At 72.7% G+C, this 22,835-nt stretch carries 19 protein-coding genes; 16 read left to right on the forward strand and 3 right to left on the reverse strand.

What is annotated here, in order from left to right; translation table 11 throughout:
- The first annotated feature begins 45 nt into the window (after nt 1-45).
- Nucleotides 46-705, forward strand: coding sequence for a hypothetical protein (locus tag ML5_RS06175; RefSeq protein WP_013474099.1), 660 nt, complete (start codon nt 46-48; stop codon nt 703-705).
- 67 nt (nt 706-772) lie between these two features.
- Here the strand turns inward: ML5_RS06175 and gabT are convergent, their stop codons facing one another.
- Nucleotides 773-2,044 carry a 4-aminobutyrate--2-oxoglutarate transaminase gene (gene gabT, locus ML5_RS06180; protein WP_013474100.1) on the reverse strand — a complete coding sequence of 424 codons (1,272 nt, stop codon included), beginning with the start codon at nt 2,042-2,044 and terminating at the stop codon, nt 773-775.
- Nucleotides 2,045-2,048: 4 nt separating this feature from the next.
- On the reverse strand, nt 2,049-3,485 hold the full coding sequence (locus ML5_RS06185; protein ID WP_013474101.1) for a gamma-aminobutyraldehyde dehydrogenase: 1,437 nt from the start codon (nt 3,483-3,485) through the stop codon (nt 2,049-2,051).
- Between the two features lie 142 nt (nt 3,486-3,627).
- Between ML5_RS06185 and ML5_RS06190 the strand changes: the two genes are divergently transcribed.
- Nucleotides 3,628-5,067, forward strand: a complete 1,440-nt coding sequence (locus tag ML5_RS06190) for an aldehyde dehydrogenase family protein (protein WP_013474102.1) — start codon at nt 3,628-3,630, stop codon at nt 5,065-5,067.
- Between the two features lie 15 nt (nt 5,068-5,082).
- Here the strand turns inward: ML5_RS06190 and ML5_RS06195 are convergent, their stop codons facing one another.
- Entirely contained in the window at nt 5,083-6,318 is a 1,236-nt protein-coding gene (locus ML5_RS06195; protein ID WP_013474103.1) for an SUKH-3 domain-containing protein, read from the reverse strand.
- Between the two features lie 78 nt (nt 6,319-6,396).
- On the opposite strand from ML5_RS06195, the gene ML5_RS06200 reads away from it, so the two are divergent.
- The 14 genes from ML5_RS06200 to efeB all read left to right on the forward strand — a co-directional run bounded on the left by ML5_RS06200 (nt 6,397) and on the right by efeB (nt 22,830).
- Nucleotides 6,397-6,810, forward strand: coding sequence for a YbaB/EbfC family nucleoid-associated protein (locus tag ML5_RS06200; RefSeq protein ID WP_013284189.1), 414 nt, complete (start codon nt 6,397-6,399; stop codon nt 6,808-6,810).
- A 3-nt stretch (nt 6,811-6,813) separates the two neighbouring features.
- Complete coding sequence (locus ML5_RS06205) at nt 6,814-7,170, forward strand: hypothetical protein (protein WP_013474104.1); 357 nt, start codon at nt 6,814-6,816, stop codon at nt 7,168-7,170.
- Between the two features lie 24 nt (nt 7,171-7,194).
- Nucleotides 7,195-11,409: a toxin glutamine deamidase domain-containing protein gene (locus tag ML5_RS06210; protein WP_236619430.1), complete on the forward strand. Its 4,215-nt coding sequence runs from the start codon at nt 7,195-7,197 to the stop codon at nt 11,407-11,409.
- A complete protein-coding gene (locus ML5_RS06215; RefSeq protein WP_013474106.1) occupies nt 11,409-11,843 on the forward strand; it encodes a hypothetical protein in 435 nt (144 codons plus the stop codon). Before ML5_RS06210 ends, ML5_RS06215 begins: the two co-directional genes overlap by 1 nt.
- A 17-nt stretch (nt 11,844-11,860) precedes the next feature.
- Nucleotides 11,861-12,580 carry a deoxyribonuclease V gene (gene nfi, locus ML5_RS06220; RefSeq protein WP_013474107.1) on the forward strand — a complete coding sequence of 240 codons (720 nt, stop codon included), beginning with the start codon at nt 11,861-11,863 and terminating at the stop codon, nt 12,578-12,580.
- 105 nt (nt 12,581-12,685) lie between these two features.
- Nucleotides 12,686-13,633 carry a hypothetical protein gene (locus tag ML5_RS06225; protein ID WP_013474108.1) on the forward strand — a complete coding sequence of 316 codons (948 nt, stop codon included), beginning with the start codon at nt 12,686-12,688 and terminating at the stop codon, nt 13,631-13,633.
- 199 nt (nt 13,634-13,832) lie between these two features.
- Nucleotides 13,833-14,039 (forward strand): Trm112 family protein, encoded by a 207-nt coding sequence (locus tag ML5_RS06230; RefSeq protein WP_013284195.1) that lies wholly within the window; start codon nt 13,833-13,835, stop codon nt 14,037-14,039.
- On the forward strand, nt 14,036-15,232 hold the full coding sequence (locus ML5_RS06235; RefSeq protein ID WP_030271147.1) for an SIS domain-containing protein: 1,197 nt from the start codon (nt 14,036-14,038) through the stop codon (nt 15,230-15,232). The genes ML5_RS06230 and ML5_RS06235 overlap by 4 nt, the downstream gene beginning before the upstream one ends.
- Before the next feature lie 28 nt (nt 15,233-15,260).
- Entirely contained in the window at nt 15,261-16,283 is a 1,023-nt protein-coding gene (locus tag ML5_RS06240; RefSeq protein ID WP_013284197.1) for a cation diffusion facilitator family transporter, read from the forward strand.
- A 3-nt stretch (nt 16,284-16,286) separates the two neighbouring features.
- The gene (gene manA / locus ML5_RS06245) at nt 16,287-17,447 is read left to right on the forward strand and encodes a mannose-6-phosphate isomerase, class I (RefSeq protein ID WP_013474109.1); all 1,161 of its coding nucleotides are present in this window, start codon (nt 16,287-16,289) and stop codon (nt 17,445-17,447) included.
- A gap of 288 nt (nt 17,448-17,735) precedes the next feature.
- Nucleotides 17,736-19,235: an adenosylhomocysteinase gene (gene ahcY / locus ML5_RS06250; RefSeq protein ID WP_013474110.1), complete on the forward strand. Its 1,500-nt coding sequence runs from the start codon at nt 17,736-17,738 to the stop codon at nt 19,233-19,235.
- 189 nt (nt 19,236-19,424) lie between these two features.
- Complete coding sequence (gene efeU / locus ML5_RS06255) at nt 19,425-20,351, forward strand: iron uptake transporter permease EfeU (protein ID WP_013474111.1); 927 nt, start codon at nt 19,425-19,427, stop codon at nt 20,349-20,351.
- Between the two features lie 29 nt (nt 20,352-20,380).
- Nucleotides 20,381-21,511, forward strand: coding sequence for an iron uptake system protein EfeO (gene efeO, locus ML5_RS06260; protein ID WP_013474112.1), 1,131 nt, complete (start codon nt 20,381-20,383; stop codon nt 21,509-21,511).
- Nucleotides 21,508-22,830 carry an iron uptake transporter deferrochelatase/peroxidase subunit gene (efeB, locus tag ML5_RS06265; RefSeq protein WP_013474113.1) on the forward strand — a complete coding sequence of 441 codons (1,323 nt, stop codon included), beginning with the start codon at nt 21,508-21,510 and terminating at the stop codon, nt 22,828-22,830. The genes efeO and efeB overlap by 4 nt, the downstream gene beginning before the upstream one ends.
- Nucleotides 22,831-22,835 lie beyond the last annotated feature (5 nt).

Raw genomic sequence — 22,835 nt, forward strand, 5'->3', positions numbered from 1 at the left:
CCCGTCCGTACCACGCGTCGAACGACAGCGACGACGGGAGAGAACGTGAGGGTGCAGCGCAAGCACGTGCTGGCGGCGACTGTGGCGGTGACCGCCACTGTGGCGGTCTCGGTGGGCACCGGACTCGGTTTCGCGGACACCGCGCCGGCCGCGCGATCGGTCTGCGCCGGGTCGGTGACCTTCTCGGCCGAGGGCGGGCCGCCGGCCGCGACAAGCGACAGGTTCCCGGTGGGCACCCGGCTGCGGGTGACGAACCTGGACAACCGCAAGGTGGCCACGGTGACGGTGACCGGGCCGTCCGGGAGCTGCGTGCTGCTGAACGCCGCCGCCATGGACCTGGTACGCGAGCCGGGCAAGAACGTCGTCCGCCGCAACGTGGTGGAACGCCTCGACGGCGCCGCCGCCCCGGCGCCGGGCGCGCAGCCGGGTGAGACCCGGCCGGGCGCGGCGCAGCCGATCGGCGGCAGCGTCTGCTCCGGCGCGCTCACGTTCTTCGCCGAGGGCGGGGCGCCCGCAGCCACCAGCGGCCAGTTCCCGCTCGGCACCCGGCTGCGGGTGACGAACCTGGACAACAACAAGGTGGTGACCGTGACGGTGACCGGGCCGTCTGGTAGTTGCGTGCTGCTGAACACGGCGGCGATGGACGCGATCCGGGAACCCGGCAAGAACCTGGTCCGGCGCAACACTGTGGAGCTGCTCCGCTGATCCTCCGGGCGGAACACCATGGGCCGGTCCTGGTGGAGATCGGGCCCATGGTGTCCCACGTCCGGGGTCAGCCGAAGGCGGCCGCCAGGATGTCCAGTCCCCGGCCCAGCTCGTCGTCGGAGATGACGAGCGGAGGCAGGAACCGCAGCACGTTGCTGTAGGTGCCGCAGGTCAGGGTGAGCAGCCCGGCCGCGTGGCAGGCCGCCGAGATCGCCGCCGTGGCGGCCGGGTCCGGGGTCAGCGTGCCCGGCACCACGATCTCCATCGCGAGCATCGCGCCCCGGCCGCGTACCTCGGCCACGCGCGGGTCACCGGCGGCGATCACGCGCAGCCGCTCACCCATCACCGCGCCGATCCGGCGCGCGGCGGCGCCCAGGTCCAGCTCCCGCATCGTCTCCATCGACGCGAGCGCGGCGGCGCAGGCGATCGGGTTTCCGCCGTACGTGCCGCCGAGGCCGCCGACGTGCACCGCGTCCATCAGGTCCGCCCGGCCGGTCACCGCCGCCAGCGGCAGGCCGCCCGCGATGCCCTTCGCCAGCGTGATCAGGTCCGGCTGCACGCCCTCGTGCTCGCAGGCGAACCAGTCGCCGGTGCGGCAGAAACCGGTCTGGATCTCGTCGGCGACGAACACCACCCCGGCCGCCGTCGCCCACTCGCGCAGCGCCGGCAGGAAACCCTGAGCGGGTACGACGAAACCGCCCTCGCCCTGGATCGGCTCGATCAGCAGCGCCGCCACGTTCTCCGCGCCCACCTGCTTCTCGATCATCTCGATCGACCGGGCCGCCGCGGTGGCGCCGTCCAGCCCGCCGTCGCGCAGCGGGTACGACATCGGCACCCGGTAGACCTCACCGGCGAACGGCCCGAACCGGTGCTTGTACGGCATGTTCTTCGCGGTCAGCGCCATCGTCAGGTTGGTCCGGCCGTGGTACGCGTGGTCGAACACCACGACAGCGGGCCGCCCGGTCGCGTGCCGGGCGATCTTCACCGCGTTCTCCACCGCCTCGGCGCCGGAGTTGAACAACGCCGACCGCTTCTCGAAGCCACCCGGCGTCAGCGCGTTGAGCTGCTCGCAGACCGCCACGTACGACTCGTACGGCGCGACCATGAAGCAGGTGTGGGTGAAGCGTTCGACCTGCGCGCGTACCGCCTCGACCACGCGCGGCGCGGAGTTGCCCACGTTGGTGACAGCGATGCCGGCCGCGAAGTCGATCCACTCGCGGCCGTCCACGTCGGTGATCGTGCCGCCGCCCGCCCGGTCCACGTACGCGGGGATCGTGCTGCCCACGCCCCGCGCCACCGCCTCGACCCGGCGCTTGTGCAGCTCCTCGCTCGTGGCCATCGGCTCAGCCCTCGATGTTGTGCATGACGTGCTTGACCCGGGTGTAGTCCTCCAGGCTGTAGACCGACAGGTCCTTGCCGTGGCCGGAGTGCTTGAAGCCGCCGTGCGGCATCTCCGAGACGAACGGGATGTGCGTGTTCACCCAGACGCACCCGAAGTCCAGCCGCCGGGTCATCCGCATGGCCCGGCCGTGGTCGCGCGTCCACACCGAGGCGGACAGGCCGTAGTCCACGCCGTTGGCCCAGCGCACCGCCTCGTCCTCGTCGGAGAAGCGCTGCACGGTGATGACCGGCCCGAACACCTCGTCCTGGATGATCTCGTCGGCCTGGCGTACGCCGGAGACCACTGTCGGGGCGTAGAAGAAGCCGCGCTCGCCGACCCGGGTGCCGCCGGTGGTGACGTTCGCGTGGTCCGGCAGCCGGTCCACGAAGCCGCTCACCCGGGCGAGCTGGTTGGCGTTGTTCAGCGGGCCGTAGAGCACGTCGGCGTCGTCCGGCGCGCCGGTGCGGGTGTTGCGGGCCTGCTCGGTCAGCGCGGCCACGAAATCCTCGTGGATGCCCGGACCGGTGAGCACGCGGGTCGCCGCCGTGCAGTCCTGACCGGCGTTGAAGTAGCCGCCCATCGCGATCGCCTCGGCCGCCGCCGCCACGTCCGCGTCGTCGAAGATCACCACCGGGGCCTTGCCGCCCAGCTCCAGGTGCGTCCGCTTCAGGTCCGGCGCCGCCGCGGCGGCGACCTCCATCCCCGCGCGGGTCGAGCCGGTGATCGACACGAGCTGCGGGGTCGGGTGGGAGACCAGCGTACGGCCGGTGTCGCGGTCGCCGCAGACCACGTTGAACACACCCGGGGGCAGGTGCTCGGCGGCGATCTCGGCCAGCAGCAGCGTCGACACCGGCGTGGTGTCCGACGGCTTCAGCACCACCGCGTTACCCGCCGCCAGCGCCGGGGCGATCTTCCAGACCGCCATCATCAGCGGGTAGTTCCAGGGCGTCACCTGGGCGCAGACGCCGATCGGCTCGCGCCGCACGTAGGAGGTGTGCCCGGCCATGTACTCGCCCGCCGAGCGCCCCTCCAGCAGGCGGGCCGCCCCGGCGAAGAAGCGCAGCTCGTCCACCGCCGGCGGCAACTCCTCGTCGGCGGTGAGCTGCCGGGGCTTACCGGTGTTGCGGACCTCCGCGTCGACCAGCTCGGCGGCCCGCGACTCCACCGCGTCGGCGAACTTCAGCAGCGCCCGCTGCCGCTCGGCCGGTGTGGCGTCCCGCCAGGTCTCGAACGCGGCGGAGGCGGCCTTCATCGCCGCGTCCACGTCCGCCGCGCCGGAGACCGGGGCCTGGGCGAAGACCTCGCCGGTGCACGGGTCGATCAGGTCGGCGTAGCCGCCGTCCACCGGGTCGACGTACTCGCCGTTGACGAAGTTGCGCAGCTGCTGCTGGTCGCTCATCAGAAGTCTCCGAGAGGGTGGCCGGGGAGAGGGTCAGCGGAGGTTATCGCAATCTGACTGCCATCTTGGCTACTAAATCCGAGGCAGACAAGGGTTTGAGCAACTGTTTCCGCGTGGGCGTCTGTGGTCTAGGCTGCCGGTCGTGGAGCCGAGAGCCTTCTACGTCGCCGGTCGCCCTGCCCACGGCGAGGACGAGCTGACAGTCACCCACCCGTACGACGGGCAGCCGGTGGGGCGTACCACGCTCGCCACGGCCGAACAGGTCGAAGCCGCAGTCGCGGGCGCCGCCGCGGTGGCCGCGGAGGCCGCGGCCCTGCCCGCGCACGCCCGCGCGGCCGCCCTGGACCACGTCTCCCGCCGGCTCGCCGAGCGGGCCGACGAGGTCGCCGCGCTGATCACCGCCGAGAACGGCAAGCCGGTCAAATGGGCGAAGGCCGAGGTCGGGCGCGCGATCTCCACGTTCCGCTGGGCCGCCGAGGAGGCCCGCCGCTTCTCCGGCGAGCTGCAACGGCTCGACACCGACCCCGCCGCCACCGGGCGGATCGCCCTGGTCCGGCGCGTGCCGCGCGGGCCGGTGTTCGGCATCACCCCGTTCAACTTCCCGCTCAACCTGGTCGCCCACAAGGTCGCCCCGGCGCTCGCCGTCGGCACCCCGATCGTGGTCAAGCCCGCCCCGGCCACTCCTCTCACCGCGCTGCTGCTCGGCGAGATCCTGGCCGAGACCGACCTGCCCGAGGGCATGTTCTCGGTGCTGCCGCTGCCGAACGAGCGCGCCGCCGAACTGGTCACCGACCCGCGGCTGCCGGTGGTGTCGTTCACCGGCTCCGGACCGGTCGGCGCGGCCATCCGCCGGGCCGCGCCGGACAAGCACGTCACGCTGGAACTCGGCGGCAACGCGGCGGCGGTCATCTGCGAGGACTGGGCGGCGGACGAGGACCTGACCTTCGCCGCACACCGCATCGCCACGTTCTCCAACTACCAGGCCGGGCAGTCGTGCATCGCCGTGCAGCGGGTCTACGTGCACGAATGGCTCTACGACGGCTTCCTGCCCCGGCTCGTCGCGGCGGTGCAGGCGCTGCGCACCGGCGACCCGCGCTCCGAGCTGACCGACGTCGGCCCGCTGGTGTCGGTCGAGGCGGCGCAGCGCGTCGAGACCTGGGTGGACGAGGCGGTCGCCGCCGGCGCCGTCATCGAGACCGGCGGGCGGCGCGACGGCGCCACCTACCCGCCCACTGTGCTCAGCGGCGTGCCGGCCGACGCGAAGGTGTGCGCCGAAGAGGTGTTCGGACCGGTGCTGGTGGTCGCCCCGGTCGTGAACGACCGGGCCGCGTTCGCCGCCGTCAACGACTCGGCGTACGGCCTCCAGGCCGGCGTCTTCACCCACCGGCTCGACGTGGCGTTCGACGCCGCCCGCACGCTGGAGGTCGGTGGCGTGATCGTCGGAGACGTGCCGTCGTACCGGGCCGACCAGATGCCGTACGGCGGGATGAAGGGCTCCGGGGTCGGGCGGGAAGGGCTGCGCAGCGCGATGGACGACTACACCGAGCCGCGGGTCACGGTGCTGACCGGCGTGGCCCTCTGACCGCTCGCCCGCCGCTCACCAGGTGCCGTCGTCGCGGACCCGGGCGGGGGCGCGGCCGAGCAGCAGGGTGGTGAGGGCGGCGTCGATGTCGGCGCCGAGGAACCACTCGCCGGCCTGGTCGAGGGCGAAGATCCGGCCGTGCTCGTCGACCGCGAGGATGCTCTCCTGACGTTCGCTGCCGAGCGGGAAGAGGCGGGCGCCCAGGACGGCGGCGAAGTCGGCGAGGGAGTCGGCGGTGTGTGCCACCTTCCGCGGTCGTACCTCGAAGCGCGAGATCCAGACCGCTTCACCGGGGCCCTGGCGTGCGGTGACCAGCCCGGGAAAGGCGGTGAGCGTCGCCAGCGCGGCCGGGAAGGTGGCGTGGGTGTGCTGTGCGCCCCGGACCTCGCTGACCTTGCGGACCGAGGTGGCGGCGGACACCTCGTCGCCGAAGTGCGGCCGCCAGCCGGCGATCACGAGCGCGTTCGCCACCTCGGCGGGAAACCGGTCGGGCTCGGGAGGCGTCTGGGGCTCGGACTGCCACTCCTCGGCGAGGGCCAGCTCCGGCCAGGGCAGCACGTTGACGTGCACGAGGAACCTGATGCACGACTCGCAGCGCAACTCGGCCGGGCCGCCCGCGGGGTCGCCGGGTTCGCGGACGCGGAAGCTCTCGATCCGGCTGGTGCCGAGCAGGTCGCGGGCGTCCTCGATGGACAGCGGTGGCAGACCTTCGGCGGCCCGACGGTGGTCGTGCTCGTAGAGCGCGTCCGAGACGACGATAATCTCGGCGTGCCGCTCCCCGCCGCGTACCAGATGCCCCGCTGGTAGCTCGTCCAGATAGGACTGCACCAGCGGATGGTGGCGTACCTCGATCTCGCCCTTCGCGCCCTGCGCGACGTGCTGCCGGCCGTCGAGCGTGAGGTGCGCCGCCGCGCCGGGCGTGGGCAGGCGGGTCAGCTCACGCAGCAGTTGGGCGGCCGGGTCGACGGTACGCGGCGGGCGCGGTTCGGCCGGACGCCGCTGCCGGTACATCCGCTCGACCGCCGCGGCCGGCACCCGCGGCCACGTGGACACCTCGCCGGTCTCCTTGTCGATCACAGTGGTCGGCAGGTCGCCGGGGAGCGCCCGGGCCTCGGTGGACACGACGGAACTCACCACGTAGCCCAGGTCGAACTCCTCGACCTCCGGCGTGCAGGGAAAACCGAGGCGGTCGGAGTCCCGCCGGGCCCACACCGAGGCGATCTGCTCGGCCTGCTGTCGCTCGATCACCACCTGAAATTACCGGACCCCACGGATTTCGTGGCACCCGGTATGGTCGGCCCTACCCACGGTGACGGAAGGGGAGCGACGGTGGCCGAGAGTGCGGACCGGGATGCGAACCGTGCACTACGCGCGCGATTCGACGAGGTGTACGGCCAATACCAGCGCTTGCGGTCCGGTCTGGACGATCTCCAGACCAAGCTGGCCGAGTTGCGGGTCACCGAACGCTCCGACGACGGTCAGGTGACCGCCGTCGTCGGCGCGCGAGGCGAGCTGATCAGCGTCGAGGTGAGCCCGGCGGCGTTCCAGGACCGGGACGCCCGTGCGTTGAGCCGGAAGATCACCGAGACCGTGCTGCGCGCCTCCACGGCGGCGAGCGCCGCCACCCGCGAACTGGTCTCCGGATACCTGCCGCCGGGCTCCCCTTCGGTCGAATTCCTGCGTACCCATGACTTCGGCGCGCTGCTCGGCCGGGCCGACTCCGTGCTGGCCCGCGGCGAGTGACAGGTGGCCGGGGGAGAGATCTGGCTGGACCCGGACCGGGCCCGGCGCGGCGGGGCTGACCTGGCGCTGTCGGGGCGGGCGGTGAGCGCGGCCCGGCGGGAGACGGGCGAGCCGATCGCCCACGCGAGCGCGCAGCGGCCCTGGGGCCGCGACGACATCGGCGCCGCGTTCGACAAGCACTACCAGGGCTACGCCGAGACGCTGCTGCGCGCGTGGGAGCTTCTCGGCCGGTCGCTGGAGGTGCTCGGGTCGGACGTCGTCCGCTCGGTCACGGCCACCGTGGAGACGGACCTCAGCAACGCCCGTGACCTCGGGAAGATCCCGCAGCAAGGGCACAACCCCCATCGGCCCCGGCGCTGACCACCGGAGGACCCGCGCGTGAGCATGCTGCCCAGCCCGATCCCGCACCCGCTCGACTTCTGCCCGTGGGACCTGCCCGGCTGGATCTACGAGGCGCTCGACTGGGTGGTCGGCGTCGAATGGCCGGAGGGCAACGAGCGCGCCGTCTGGGACCTGGCCGACCAGTGGTACGGCGTAGCAGGCGTCCTTACCCGTCCGCGCGACGACGCGATCACCGCCGCCGGCGAGGTCAAGAGCGGGTACGGGGGAGTCGGCCTGGTCGCCGGCGCGTTCGACACGGCGTGGCACAAGCTCGCCGAAGGCCAGGACGCTCCACTGCACGTCCTGGTCGCGGCCACAGACGAGCTGGCGCGTCTGGTCGACTCCTGCGGCTGCGACATCGAGGGCGCGAAGCTGGAAGCCTGGATCGAGCTGGGCATCCTGGTCGTCGAGTTGCTGTCCCTGGCGGTCGCCACGGTGCTCACCCTGGGCGCCGCCTCACCGGCGGCGGCCGCTGCGATCACCGCCACGCGGGTCGTGGTGCAGCAGATCTTCAAGCGGTTGGTGGCCCAGCTCGCCCGCAAGGCGGTCAAGCAGGGCCTCAAAGAGGCGGGCGAACGCGCTGCCAAGGAGGCGGCCAGGTCCGGTGCCCGCACGCTGGCTCGACGGACCGCGATCGGCGGACTGCTGGAGGCCGGTCAGGAGGCGGGCACCAGCCTCGGCACGCAGGCGTACCAGAACTCCACCGGCCGGCGGGACGGCCTCGACCTGACCGACGTGAGCACGTCGGCTCTCGGCGGATTCGCCGGCGGCGCGGTCGCGCCGATGGCCGGGCTGGGCCGGCACGCCAACGGGCGGTTCGCGGAGATCGGCGAGCGGTTCGGGCGGGAGATGGCCGGGGAGACGCTCGCCGAGACCGCTGCGGGTCTGGCGACCGGCCAAGGGCCGTCGCTGGAGGATCTGGCACGTGCGGCAGCCTCCGGCGCCACCGGGTCCGCCACCAACCAGGCGGACTCGGCGCTGCAACGCCGCCTCGACGGGCAGCTGAGCGGGTTGACGGTGTCCCCGGTCGGCTTGGACGTGCCGGTCGCCGCCGATCCCGTCGGGTTGATCCCGGCCCAGCGGGTCGCCGAGCCGGTCGTCCAGGGCGGCGACACGATCGCCGGTGCCGTTCCCGTGACACCCACGCACGTCACGCCCCAAGCCGCCGGTCCGCACCCGCTCGCCGTGGACCTGCCCCTCCCGGCGCCGGATCCCACGACGACGCCGCCGCACAATCATGTCGTCCCGCACGACGTGGCACGTCCGACGGTCACCACGAGCCCTACGTTGTCCTCGGTGATCACGGAAGCGCCCGTCGCCACGCCCCCGTCGACCGCGCCCGGAGTCCACAGCGGCGCGGTTCCGGTGGCGACGCCGATCGACAACGCCCCGCCACCGTCGACCCCCGTGCAGGCGGGAGCGGCACCTGCCACGCTCTCCCCGTCCACCACTGACCATCCGAGTGTGGCGGCGCCGCCGTTGTCGGACCGGGCCGGCCCCGGCCTCGGACCTTCGGCGCCGGTGTCCACGCCGTCACCGCAACCGCATGCGGCACCGTTCCCAGGCCTGCCCGGCCCGGATCCGCGCCCGATTCCGAACCCCCGCTTCCCCCTGCTGGAGTCTTTGGCGCCGCCCCGGCCGTCCGCGGACTCCCCAGGTCCCGACCTCAGCCGGCTCGACCCGCCGCCTCCCGACCTGCGAACGATCCGGGAGCGCGCCGCACGGCTGGTCGCCGACAGGGAGTCGTTCGACAGACGCCGCTACCGCGGTCACCTGCAGTCCCAGCGGACCTGGTTCGAGGACCGTCGACGTGAGACCCGAGCCGACTGGCTGCATGAGCGCGCCACGTACCACGAGGAACGGGCCAGCGACTGGGCCGCGCAGGCCATGGAGCTGCGCCGCGCCGGCCGGACCCTGGCGGCCGAACGATGGCACCGGGAGTCGCACGAGGCCGCCCTGGAGGCGGCCGACCTGCGCGAGGAGGCGCGGCACGTCCTGGCCGGCAGGCTCGTTCCGCAGGAGGTGATGGTCGAGGACGACCTCGACTTCTACCGCATCAACGACGACGTGGCGGACCTGGCCGTCGGCGCGGTGGAGACGGCCGACCACTCCGCGCTCACCGGTCACGGACACCCCGAGCCGATCGACAGGTCCCGGCCCTACGGCCGCCGGGGAGGGCTCCGGCCTCCACTCGCGCTGCACCAGACCGACCTCGAACGGCAGATGCCCCGCAACCCCGACGGCAGCGTGACGCGTACCGCCGATCCCCGGCGCGGTGGCTGGTTCCGCCTCGCGAACGACGGCGGACCGGCGGCCGACGCCACCCGGGGGATCAACTGCCTCGACTGCACCCTGTCGCTGTTCGAGACCTGGGTCCACGGACGGCCGCGCGTCGCGGCGCCGCGTACGTTCGACGGCTACCTGCACGGCGACGTGAACCGGCCGGTGGGCGGCGAGGCGGACGGACCGCTGCGGGTCGAGCAGACGACCGGCGGCCGGTTCCAGAACCTCTGCCGGCCGGATCGGCCCGGGATCACCGGCCGGGACCGGCAGCTGTTGGTGGACGGCGGTTACCGGGACCTGTACGCGCAGCTCGCGTCGGGCGGTCACGGCAGTTACGCGTTCCTCATCACCAGCTTCGAGGGCGGCGGATCGCACGCGTGGGTGGCGTTGAACCAGAACGGCACGATCCTCTTCCTCGACCCGCAGACGGGCGACGTGGCGGACCGGCCGATCTACCACCACAGCGGCCGTCCGGCCCGCGGCAACGTCGTCGGCGTCGACGCTCTGGTGCTCGGCCCCGACGGCCGGCCGATGCCGCTCGCCGGCCGGCCGCCCGGCACCTACAGCGTCCTGCCCGAGCCGCTACCCCGTCCGGTGCGGCCACGGCCGCCGGCCCCGCCGCCGATCGCAGACGGCCACGTCCCGGACTTCAACCACGTCCACCTGCTCGGCGAGTCCACCACCATCTACCGCCGGGGCGACGGACCGTTGCCGGGGAGCGCGCCGCCGGTCGAGCCGGAACCGGCCCGGGTGCACCAGGACCACCGGCAGGCGCACGCCGACCGGATCGCCGCCGGGCTCTACGTGCGCGACGCGCTCGCGCAGAGCGGGAACCTCGACGACGCCTTCGCCGCCGGGGTGACGCCCGTCGAGCTGGCGCAGCACGCCGACGTGCCGACGCTGCGGCGGCTCGTACCGGCGCTGGACGAGAGCGGTGCGGCCGACCTCACCCGGTTGTTCGCCGACCCGCGCGTGCAGCGGATGCTCGACCAGAGCTGGGAGGCGCCGCCGCGACGCGAGGAGTTGCTGGCCGAGACGCTGGTGCGGCAGCTCGCGGAGCGGCCCGACCTGGTCCGGATGATCCTGGCGACGCCGGAACTCGCCAACTCGCTGACCGCGCGGCCGCTGACCCTGCACCACCTGGCCAGCCACCAGCAGGCCATCGACGTATTGCAGGACGTGGTAGGCGAGATCCGGGAACGGGGGGCTGACGTCGTTGCATCGACGGAACCGCCGGCCCTGATGCCGACTCGATTGACAGGCGCTCACCTGGCGGTGAGCGAATCCTTTACGACTGATGGCGCGGAGGCCGCGCAGCCGGGTTTCGATCTAACGCGACTCGGTGACGCCGCGTATCGAAAGCAGTTCTTGGACCAGTTGTATGAGGAAGCCGCTGTCGCACAGTCGGAGCTCAACGCCCTGGGGCGGGATTTGGCAGAGTCATGCGGTGGTGGTGCCGAATATCACCCGCGTCGTGAGCCCAAGGACCGTGGGCGGGCTGAGGACAAGATCAAGGGCTACGGCGGCGATGCGTCACAGCTGAAGGATCTCGCGGGCGGCTACGTCTCGTTTGGCAACCTCGACGAACTCTACGGCGGACTGGCACGTCTGAGGAACGACGGGCGATTGGATCTGGTGAAGTTCGAAGACCGCTTCCAGAGCCCACAGAAAAGTGGATACCGAGACGTACAGATGTTCCTTCGTGCCTCCAACGGGCACATCGCTGAGTTCCGGCTGCAACTGGCGCCACTCGACAGAGTGGCGACCTGGGAACACTCCCTCTTCGAAGTGCGGCGCGACCTCGAAGCGGTCGCTCGTGAGGAGGGACGTAGCGTGACGGTGACAGAGTCCGCCATTCGTCGGGCGGTGCTTCGGCGCCAGCGTGAGCTGTTCTGGGAGGCTCTTCAGACGGCGCTGCACAAGGAGCGTGAGTGATGGCTACAGTCGACGGCGTCGAACTTCCCGCTTATTTCGAGCACTACGACACGCCTGTGAAGCTGGTCGCCACACCGGATGGCGGCCACGCCGCTTGGAAGCTGGACCGCTCGACGGGGGGTTGGCGGCCGGCGGACGAGCTCGTCGACGACGTGATCGGTGGCGTGGGCGGCGAGATCTACGTGCGCTCGGCTGATGCCTTCGTGCAGCACGTCGAGCAGTTGCGCGGACGCTACCTGAGCGGAGAGGGGCCGGTCTTCGCGCTCTACGAGACGGTCCGGGCGATCGCGGCGCCCGCCGTCGCGGAGAGGCGACCGTTCACCGCGGAGGAAGCCGCGCTGATCAAGGGGATCCGGCGGCGGACCTTCGTGATGTTCGAGGAGCAGCTCCAGCAGGCCGGTGACCCGGCTGCCGACCCCACCATCGCCTCCTGACAGCGGCCCGGAACGCCATGCCCTCCACCGGCGGCCCGCCCGTGCCCTACCTGCCGCCCGCCGACGTGGCGGAGGCGCGACGCGTACAGGAGGAGTTGCGGTCCCGGGTGGACCTGGTCGGGCCCGGTCCTGCCGCGCCCGCGACGGTGGCCGGGCTGGACGTGGCGTACGCGCAGGACCGTGACCTGCTCGCAGCGGCCGTCACGGTCCTCGACGCGGCCACCCTCGACGTGGTGGACGAGGCGGTGTGCGTGGGGCGGCCCGCCTTCCCGTACGTGCCGGGACTGTTCGCGTTCCGCGAGATGCCGGCGTTGCTCGCCGCGCTGGACCGGCTCACCACCCGTCCGGAGCTGTTGGTCTGTGACGGCCACGGGCTGGCGCACCCGCGCCGGTTCGGGCTGGCCTGTCATCTGGGCCTGGTGACCGGGCTGCCCACGATCGGGGTGGGTAAGACGCCGCTCGTCGGCTCGTGGACGGGCCCCGGTCCCGAGCGTGGTGACAGCGCCGACCTGTGTGACGAGGGCGAGGTGGTCGGGCGGGTGCTGCGGACTCAGGACGGTGTCCGGCCGGTCTTCGTGAGCGTCGGGCACCGGATGGGGTTGGACGAAGCGGTGGAGCGGGTACTGGCACTGACGCCCCGGTACCGGCTGCCGGAGACCACCCGTACGGCCGACCGGCTGTGCCGGCGGGCGCTCGCCGATGCAGGCGCGTCGGGCGGTGACCTGGGCGGGCGGTGATCGCGTGGCGCGGCACACATGTGGCGTGCTCGATGCGCGGGTGCCCGGAGGGGCCGGTAGTAACCTGACCGGCGGATCCGGTCCGGACGCAACGGTGAGGTGGAGATGTCGGCAGGGCGGCACGCGGCGCGGTGGGCCATGGTCGGCGCGCTGCTGGGTGGCCTGATCGCCGTCCCGGCGTCACCGGCGTCGGCCCGGGACGACCGGGTGGGACTGCGCTCGGCGAAGAGCTTCACCGCCGGTGGTCCGCCCGGGACGGTGGCGGTCGAGGTGCGCAAGCGGACGGACGGCTGCGTGCAGTTGCGTACCGCTGTCGGGCTCCGGCTGGAGGGCCTGCGGGCCGACCAGGTCCGGGTGCAGGTGGCGTCCGGCGGCCGATGGGTGCCGGTGCAGGTCTCCGGGGACGGCGGCGCCGTCGCCACCGCCGCGGTCGCGCCGGTCGACCGGCCGCTGTGCAAGGGCAAGGGCGTCACCGTGCGTTACCGGGTGTCCTTCCTGGCCGGGGCCGTCGGCGGCCGGCTGGAACTGGCCGGTGAGGCGAGCGCCGCGAACGGCGACGTGCTCGGCCGCGCCGGCGGGTCGGCCCGGCTGGTGGGCGCGCCGACGCCGAGTCCCAGCCCGTCCCGTAAGCCCTCGCCGACGCCCAGCGCGAGCGAGACCACGCCGGCCGAGGCGACCGACACGTCGCCGGTGGCCGCCGCCGTCGCCCCGGCCACCGCCGCGGCCGACGACTCGTCGTTCGGAGGTTCCATGATCATGTGGTTCGGTATCGGGCTGGTGCTCGTCGGCGCCGCTCTCATCGTCCTGCTGCTGCGCCGCAACCGCGCCGACCGCAGCGGTGGCGGCGTGGACGCCGGCCTCCCGCCGGTCCCGCTGCCGCGCAGCACCACCACCTACCGCTCCGGCACGCCCGGGCCGGCCCCCACGGTGTACGGGGGCGCGACGCCGCCCCGCCCGGCCGGCAACGTGTACGGCGCGCCCGCGCCCGCCCCGACGCCGCCGGCCTCGCCTGCCGGGGACGCGACGAGCGTCTTGCCCCGCTTGCCGGACTGAGCCGGAACCCGACCCGGTCCCGGGGTTACCGTGACTGTGGGTGGTCATGCCGTGACCCGGTAGCCGCCACCTGCCCGGCCGGAGGACGGAACACCGGGGCCGAACGGGGCCCGGTGCCGGGGCCGCTCGGCCGATAAGATCGCGTGCGCCGATCGGCACCGCCGACCGGTGAGACCGCATACGTGGAAGGAGCCGCGCCGTGGCCCTGGACCCGCAGTTGCTCGACATCCTCGCCTGCCCGGACACGCACCACGCCCCGCTCGACTACGACGCGCAGGCGCAGACGCTCACCTGCACCGAGTGCGGTCGCATCTTCGAGGTCCGGGACGACGTCCCGGTGCTCCTGCTGGACGAGGCGCGCGGTGGACCCGCCGCCGACGACGCGCGGGGCGGGTCGTCGCGGTGATGGAGGGTACGGCCGGGGTCAGCGGCCACCGGCACGCCGACGAGGCCCTGCTGGACGACGCGGCGCAGCTCTCCGAGCGGGATCCGGGCGGCATGCTCCGGTTCACCGCGTCCGCGGGCGCCCAGGTGCGCGAGTCGGCGGCGCTGGCCGCCGAGGCGAACCTGTCGGTGCTCGCCGACGACGGGCGACCCCGCGCGGTGGTCATCGCCGGCATCGGCACCGCCGGGCGTACCGGTGACGTGCTGGCCACCGTCGCCGGGCCGCGCTGCCCGGTGCCGGTCATCCCGCACCGCAGCGCCGGCGTGCCGGGCTGGGTGGGCGCGGCGGACGTGGTCATCGCGGTGAGCGCGTCGGGCCGCAGCCCGGAGGCGCTGGGCGCGGCCGAGGCGGCGCACCGGCGCGGTGCCCGGCTGGTCGCGGTCGGCGCGCCGGACTCGCAGCTCCAGTCGGTGGCCGAGCGGGCCCGCGCGCCGTTCATCCCGGTGCCCCGGCGCGCGCCGGCCCGGGCCAGCCTCTGGGCGCTCACCGTGCCGGTTCTGCTGGCCGCCCGTACCCTCGGGCTCGTGAAGGTCAACGAGGCGGATCTGGCCGAGACGGCGGCCCGGCTGGACGCCGACGCCGATCGATGCCGGCCGACCGCCGAGTCCTTCGTCAACCCGGCGAAGTCGCTGGCGCTCGGCCTGTCCGGTTCGATCCCGATCGTGTGGGGTTCGTCCCCGCTGGCCACCGTGGCCGCCCGGCGGTTCGGTGACACGTTGTCCGCGAACGCCCGCTACCCGGTGGTCGCCGGTGCGCTGGGCGAGGCGGGCCGGGGCCGCGTCGGCCTGCTCGACGGCGTGTTCGGCGGTCTGGCCGAGGGCGAGCGGGACATCTTCGCCGACCCGGGCGACGACGAGCCCGACGGCACCCGGCTACGGCTGGTGCTGCTGCGCGACGGCGGGCTCAACGCCGACGACGACACCGACGAGCCGCTGGCGGTCGAGGAGCGCCGCGCGGACGCGGTGCAGACGCTCGCCGAGCGGCGCGGGGTGCGCTGCGACGTGGTGACCGCCGAGGGCGGCTCCGCGCTGGAGCGGCTCGCGTCGCTGGTGGCGGTCCCCGACTTCGCCTCGATCTACCTGGCCCTGGCGCACGGGCTGGACCCGATGGCGGTACCGGCAATCACGGAGATGAAGGAGCTGGCAAACCAGTGAGCACACGGGGCATCGAGCGAGGCGGGGAATGAGCGCAAACGGGGGCACGAAGGCGATCGTCGCCGCCCTGGCGGCGAACCTCGGCATCGCCGTCACCAAGTTCATCGCGTTCGCCCTCACCGGCTCGTCGTCGATGCTGGCCGAGTCGATCCACTCGGTGGCCGACTCGGGTAACCAGGGCCTGCTGCTGCTCGGCGGCCGGCGGGCCAAGCGGCAGGCCACGCCGCAGCACCCGTTCGGGTACGGCCGGGAGCGCTACATCTACGCCTTCATCGTGGCGATCGTGCTGTTCAGCATCGGTGGCCTGTTCGCGCTCTACGAGGCGTACCACAAGGCGTCCGACCCGCACCCGATCGACAACTGGCAGTGGGTGCCGGTGGTCGTGCTGGTCGCGGCGATCGTGATGGAGAGCTTCTCCTTCCGTACCGCGATCAAGGAGTCGAACCTGGTCCGGGGCAAGCAGTCCTGGGTCCGGTTCATCCGTCGCGCCAAGGCGCCGGAGCTGCCGGTGGTGCTGCTGGAGGACTTCGGCGCCCTGGTCGGTCTGGTCTTCGCGTTGTTCGGCGTCGGCATGACGCTGATCACCGGAGACGGCATGTGGGACGCCGCGGGCACCGCGATGATCGGTGTGCTGCTGGTGATCATCGCGATCACGCTGGCGATCGAGACCAAGAGCCTGCTGCTCGGCGAGGGTGCCGAGCAGAGCGAGCTGGACAAGATCGAGCAGGCTGTGACCAGCGGTCCCGAGGTCGAGCGGATCATCCACATGAAGACGCTCTACCTCGGCCCCGAGGAGCTGATGGTGGCCGCGAAGATCGCGGTGCCGGCCTGGGAGACCGCCCAGGACCTGGCGCGTGACATCAACGCGGTCGAGGCGCGGATCCGCCGCGAGGTGCCCACCGCCCGGGTGATCTACCTGGAGCCGGACATCTACTCGCCCGCCGCCGAGCGGGCCGGCACCGGGCAGGCGGCGGACACCGCCGTCCCGGAGGCCGTGACCAGTGGTGGGGCGCAGCCGGCCGACGAGGTGGCCGGGCGGCCCGGGAGCTGACCGATGGAGTTGTTGCAGGGCCGGATCCGTGACTACGCCTGGGGCTCGCGCACCGCGATCGCCGAGTTGCAGGGGCGGCCGGTGCCGAGCAACGGGCCGGAGGCGGAGCTGTGGCTGGGCGCCCACCCGGGCGCCCCGGCCACTGTGCAGCGCGACGGCCGACCGGTCAGCCTCACCGAACTGCTGGTGGCCGAGCCGGGCCACTGGCTGGGTGAGCGGCTGGTCGGCCGGTTCGGCACCCGGCTGCCGTTCCTGCTGAAGGTGCTGGCCGCCGACGCGCCGCTGAGCCTCCAGGCGCATCCGGACGCCGAGCAGGCCCGCGCCGGGCACGCCGTCGACGTGGGGCGGGTCAACTACGTCGACCCGTACCACAAGCCGGAGTTGCTGGTGGCGCTCTCGGAGTTCGACGCGCTGTGCGGCTTCCGCGATCCGGGGGAGTCGGCGGCGGCGATCGCCGCGTTCGGCGTACCCGCGCTGGAGCCTGTGGTGGCGGCGTTGCGCGACGGGCCGGCGGGGCTGCGGGAGGCGGTACGCCTGCTGTTGAGCTGGCCCCGGGCGGAGCGGGCGGGGCTGGTGGCGGCCGTGCTGGCGGCGGCGGAGGCCGGGCCGGCCTCGGCGGACGCCGAGCTGGTCCGCACGCTCGCGTCGGGCTATCCGGCCGACCCGGGCGTGGTGGTGGCGTTGCTGCTGCACCACGTCCGGCTGGCGCCCGGCGAGGGCATCTGGATGCCGGCCGGGAACCTGCACGCCTACCTGCACGGCACCGGCGTCGAGATCATGGCGGCCAGTGACAACGTGCTGCGCGGCGGGCTGACCCCTAAGCGGGTCGACGTGGACGAGCTGTTGCGGGTGCTCCGGTTCGAGGTGCTGACCCAGCCGGTGCTGCGGCCGGAGCAGGTGGAGCCGGGGGTGCTGACCTGGCCGGTGCCGGTGGAGGACTTCGCGCTGCACCGGGTCGAGGTGGCTGCCGGGTCACCGGGGGTGCGGCTGACGCTGCCTGGGCCGCGTGTGGTGCTCTGCCGGGCCGGGAAGCTGACAGTTGACGACGGCGTGGGCGTGGTGACGCTGGACGCGGGTCAGGCGGCGGTCGGTACGGCGGCCGGTGGCCCGCTGACGGTGGGCGGGGCGGGCGAGGCGTTCGTCGCCACTTGCGGCATGCACTGATCTGCGCAAGTCCGACTTTCCCGAAATGGCTTGACGGTCACGCTGCGTGGTGTGACTCTATGGGTACGCAGCGTTGTCGCGACGAAGGTCCGGTGACGTGCGGGGGAACCAAACCGGGGGGATGCGCGGGGCGGCCGGGCCGTGGGTGGAAAGTCCGCTCACGACCGACCGCCCCGTGCGCTGTCCGCCGACCGGCCGATTGCGCGGTCGGCCAACCGGGCACGGGTCGAGTGGCCCGCGAGCGTAAGGTGGAAGGCTGCGCACCACCATCGTTCGACAGGAGCTTCCATGACCAGCACCCTCCCGGCGGCCTCCAGCGGCGCGTCGTCGCAGGCCCGGCCGAGCACCCTCGCCGAGGGCGACTACAAGGTGGCGGATCTGTCGCTCGCCGCGTTCGGGCGCAAGGAGATCCGGCTCGCCGAGCACGAGATGCCCGGCCTGATGGCGATCCGGCGTGAGTTCGCCGAGGCCCAGCCGCTGGCCGGCGCCCGCATCACCGGTTCGCTGCACATGACCGTTCAGACCGCCGTCCTGATCGAGACCCTTGTCGCGCTCGGCGCGCAGGTCCGCTGGGCGTCCTGCAACATCTTCTCCACCCAGGACCACGCCGCCGCGGCGATCGTGGTCGGCCCCGAGGGCACCCCGGAGGCCCCGGCCGGCGTGCCGGTCTACGCCTGGAAGGGCGAGACGCTGCCGGAGTACTGGTGGTGCACCGAGCAGGTGCTGGCGTGGCCCGACGGGCAGGGCCCGAACATGATCCTGGACGACGGCGGCGACGCCACCCTGCTCGTCCACAAGGGCGCCGAGTTCGAGAAGGCCGGCGTCGTGCCGCCGGTCGAGTCCGCCGACTCCGAGGAGTACGCGGTCATCCTCGAACTGCTGCACCGCTCGCTGGCCGAGGACGGCCAGCGCTGGACCCGGATCGCCGCCGGCATCAAGGGCGTCACCGAGGAGACCACCACCGGTGTGCACCGGCTCTACGAGATGCACCGCGCCGGCACGCTGCTCTTCCCGGCCATCAACGTCAACGACTCGGTGACCAAGAGCAAGTTCGACAACAAGTACGGCTGCCGCCACTCGCTCATCGACGGCATCAACCGCGCCACCGACGTGCTGATCGGCGGCAAGATGGCTGTCGTCATGGGCTACGGCGACGTGGGCAAGGGCTGCGCTGAGTCGCTGCGCGGCCAGGGCGCCCGGGTCGTGGTGACCGAGGTCGACCCGATCTGCGCGCTCCAGGCGGCGATGGACGGCTACCAGGTCGCCACGCTCGACGACGTGGTGGAGCAGGCCGACATCTTCATCACCGCGACCGGCTGCTTCGACGTCATCACCAACGAGCACATGGCCCGGATGAAGCACCAGGCCATCGTGGGCAACATCGGCCACTTCGACAACGAGATCGACATGGCCGGCCTGGCCAAGCGCAGCGACGTGACCCGGGAGAACATCAAGCCGCAGGTCGACGTGTGGCGCTTCGACGACGGCCACGCCATCATCGTGCTCTCCGAGGGCCGCCTGCTGAACCTGGGCAACGCCACCGGCCACCCGAGCTTCGTGATGTCGAACTCGTTCGCCAACCAGACGATCGCCCAGATCGAGCTGTTCACCAAGACCGAGGAATACCCGATCGGCGTCTACGTGCTGCCCAAGCACCTGGACGAGAAGGTCGCCCGGCTGCACCTGGACGCGCTCGGCGCGAAGCTGACCACGCTGACCAAGGAGCAGGCCGCCTACCTGGGCGTCTCCCCGGAGGGCCCGTTCAAGTCGGACCACTACCGCTACTGAGTCCCACGCTTCCCGAAAGGACCGGGGTCGGCCGCCGCGCGGCCGCCCCGGTCCTTTTTCGCGTACGGGGGGAGTCCGGCGGATGTCGAACCAGGTGACGTTACCCGGATCGGCTTGACGTTTGCTGTGAACAGGAGCAAGGTATGGCTGCCCTAAGTTAACTGAGGCAAGCCTGACTACGGAGTATCCATGTTCGCCACGTACCTGATCGGCCTGCGCGAGGGCCTGGAAGCGACCCTCGTGGTCAGCATCCTCGTCGCCTTCCTGGTCAAGTCGCAGCGCCGGGACCGGCTGCCGCAGGTGTGGGTCGGCGTCGGCCTGGCCCTGGCGCTCTCCGTCGGCTTCGGCTCCCTGATCCAGTACACCTCCACCTCGCTGCTGCGCACCTCCGAGTCGCGCGAGCTGTTCGAGGCGGTCACCTCGGTCGCCGCCGTGGTCTTCGTGACCTGGATGATCTTCTGGATGCGCAGGGCCGCCCGCACCATCGCCGGTGAGCTGCGCGGCAAGCTCACCGACGCGCTCGCCGTCGGCTCCCTGGCGGTCGCCGGCATGGCGTTCCTCGCCGTGATCCGCGAGGGCCTGGAGACCGCGCTGATCTTCTACGCCGCCGCCGAGAGCGCGGCCGGCGGAACCGGGCCCGGCTCGCTGCTCGCCCTGGCCGGCGGCATCGCCACCGCCGTCGTGATCGGCTTCCTGCTCTACCGCAGCGCGGTACGGATCAACCTGAGCCGGTTCTTCACCTGGACCGGCGCGCTGCTCATCCTGGTCGCGGCCGGCATCCTCAAGTACGGCGTGCACGACTTCCAGGAGGCCGGCGTGCTGCCCGGCCTGAACGACCTGGCCTTCGACATCTCGGGCACGCTCGACCCGGGCTCCTGGTACGGCGCGCTGCTCGCCGGCATGTTCAACGTCACCGCCGCGCCGACGGTGCTGGAACTGGTCGCCTGGGTCGCGTACGCGGTGCCGGTGCTCGTCCTCTTCCTGCGCAAGCCGGCCAAGCCCGCGAAGCCGGTGCAGTCCGCCGAGCCGGTTCAGCCCGCCGAGCCGGCCGCCGACACGTCCGCCGAGACGTCCGCCGCGCCGGCCGACGCCGCCGTTCCGTCCCCCCGCTCCTGACCCGCCCGTTTCCGAGGAGACCCCGCACGATGCGTACCACTCGACTCGTCGCGCCCGCCGCCGCCGGGCTGCTCGCCGTCGCCGGCCTGACCGGCTGCGGGGGCGGTGACGACGCCGACGCCACGAACGGCGGGCCGATCGCCGTCAAGGCCACCGACACCGTCTGCGAGGTCGGCGACACCGAGATCGACGCCGGTCAGGTGACCTTCAAGGTGACGAACACCGGTTCCAAGGTCAACGAGTTCTACGTCTACGCGGCCGGTGACCGGGTGATGGGCGAGGTGGAGAACATCGCCCCCGGGCTCAGCCGCGAGCTGCGGGTCGAGCTGACCGCCGGCACGTACGAGACGGCCTGCAAGCCGGGGATGAGCGGCCGGGGCATCCGGGGCGCGCTGAAGGTCTCCGGCACCGCCGCCACTGTCGCCCCCGACGCCGCGCTGACCCAGGCGACCGAGAGCTACCAGCGGTACGTGCGCAGCCAGACCGCCGCGCTGCTGACGAAGACCGAGGAGTTCGTGGCCGCGGTCAAGGCGAACGACGTGGCCAGGGCCAAGGCGCTGTACCCGGTGGCCCGCACCTACTGGGAGCGGATCGAGCCGGTCGCGGAGAGCTTCGGCGACCTCGACCCGAAGATCGACGGCCGCGAGGAGGTGGTCGAGGAGGGCATGGAGTTCACCGGCTTCCACCGGATCGAGAAGGACCTCTGGACCACCGGGGACGTCAGCAAGGACGGCCCGATCGCCGACCGGCTCCTGGTCGACGTGAAGGCGATCGTCGCCAAGGCGGACGCCGAGAAGCTCACCCCGCTCCAGCTCGCCAACGGCGCCAAGGCGCTGCTCGACGAGGTCGCCAGCGGCAAGATCACCGGTGAGGAGGAGCGTTACTCGCACACCGACCTCTGGGACTTCAACGCCAACCTGGAGGGCTCGAAGGCGGCGATCGCGGCGCTGCGCCCGGCGCTGGAGCAGCGCGCGCCCGACCTGGTGAAGCAGCTCGACAGCGAGTTCGCGAACGTGGAGGCAACCCTCGGCAAGCACCGGGACGGCGACGGCTGGAAGCTGCACACCCAGCTCGGCAAGGCCGAGCTCAAGGAGCTGTCGGACGCGGTGAACGCGCTGGCCGAGCCGGTCAGCAAGGTCGCGGCGGCAGTCGCGCGATGACCGGCCCGGCCGGTGGTGACGCGACGAGCGAGCCGAACCGCGAGCGGACCGGTCGCGGCCTGTCCCGCCGCCGGGCGATGACACTGGCCGGCGTCGGTGTGGCCGGCGTCGCCGGGGTGGCGGGCGGCGCTGGCGCGCTGCTCGCCGACGGGAACGAGGCCTCAGCCACCGGGTCCGCCGCCGGGTCGGTGCCGTTCCTCGGCGAGCACCAGGCCGGCATCACCACCCCGGCCCAGGACCGGCTGCACTTCGTCGCGTTCGACGTGGTCACGAAGGACCGGGACCGGCTCGTCGCCATGCTCCAGGAGTGGACCGCCGCCGCGGCCCGGATGACCGCCGGCAAGGACGCCGGGGTGATCGGCGCCGTCGGCGGCATGCCCGAGGCTCCGCCGGACGACACCGGCGAGGCGCTCGGACTGCCCCCGTCGCAGCTCACCCTCACTGTGGGCTTCGGGCCGACGCTGTTCCGCGACGCGCAGGGCCGGGACCGCTTCGGCATCGCCGCCCGCCGCCCGGCAGCCCTCGCCGACCTGCCGCACTTCGCCGGGGACGCGCTCAGGCCGGAGCTGTCCGGCGGCGACCTCTGCGTCCAGGCCTGCGCCAACGATCCGCAGGTGGCGGTGCACGCCATCCGTAACCTGGCCCGGATCGGCATGGGCGTGGTGAGCGTCCGCTGGTCGCAGCTCGGCTTCGGGCGTACCTCGTCGACGTCGCGGGACCAGGCCACGCCGCGCAACCTGTTCGGCTTCAAGGACGGCACCGCCAACCTCAAGGCCGAGGACGCGGGCCTGCTCCGCGACCAGCTCTGGGTGCAGCCCGGTGACGGCCCGGAGTGGATGACGGGTGGCTCCTACCTGGTCACCCGGAAGATCCGGATGCTGATCGAGACGTGGGACCGCAGCCCGCTGGCCGAGCAGGAGATGATCGTCGGGCGGACCAAGGGCAGCGGCGCGCCGCTGGGCCTCCGGGACGAGTTCGACGAACCGGACTTCGCCGCGAAGGGCGACGACGGGGAGCCGCTCATCGCCGACACCGCACATGTACGGCTCGCCCACCCGGACGCGAACAACGGCGCCCGCCTGCTGCGCCGCGGCTACAACTTCGTGGACGGCTCGGACGGGCTGGGCCGGCTCGACGCCGGTCTGTTCTTCATCGCCTACCAGCGGGATCCGCGCCGGCAGTTCGTGCCGATCCAGACCCGGCTGGCCCGCAACGACGCGATGAACGAGTACCTGCGGCACGTCTCCAGCGGCCTGTTCGCCTGCCCGCCCGGCGTACGCGACGCCGCCGACTGGTGGGGGCGAGGGCTGTTCGGCTGAGCCCG

Source organism: Micromonospora sp. L5 (assembly GCF_000177655.2).
GTDB classification, from domain to species: Bacteria; Actinomycetota; Actinomycetes; order Mycobacteriales; family Micromonosporaceae; genus Micromonospora; species Micromonospora aurantiaca.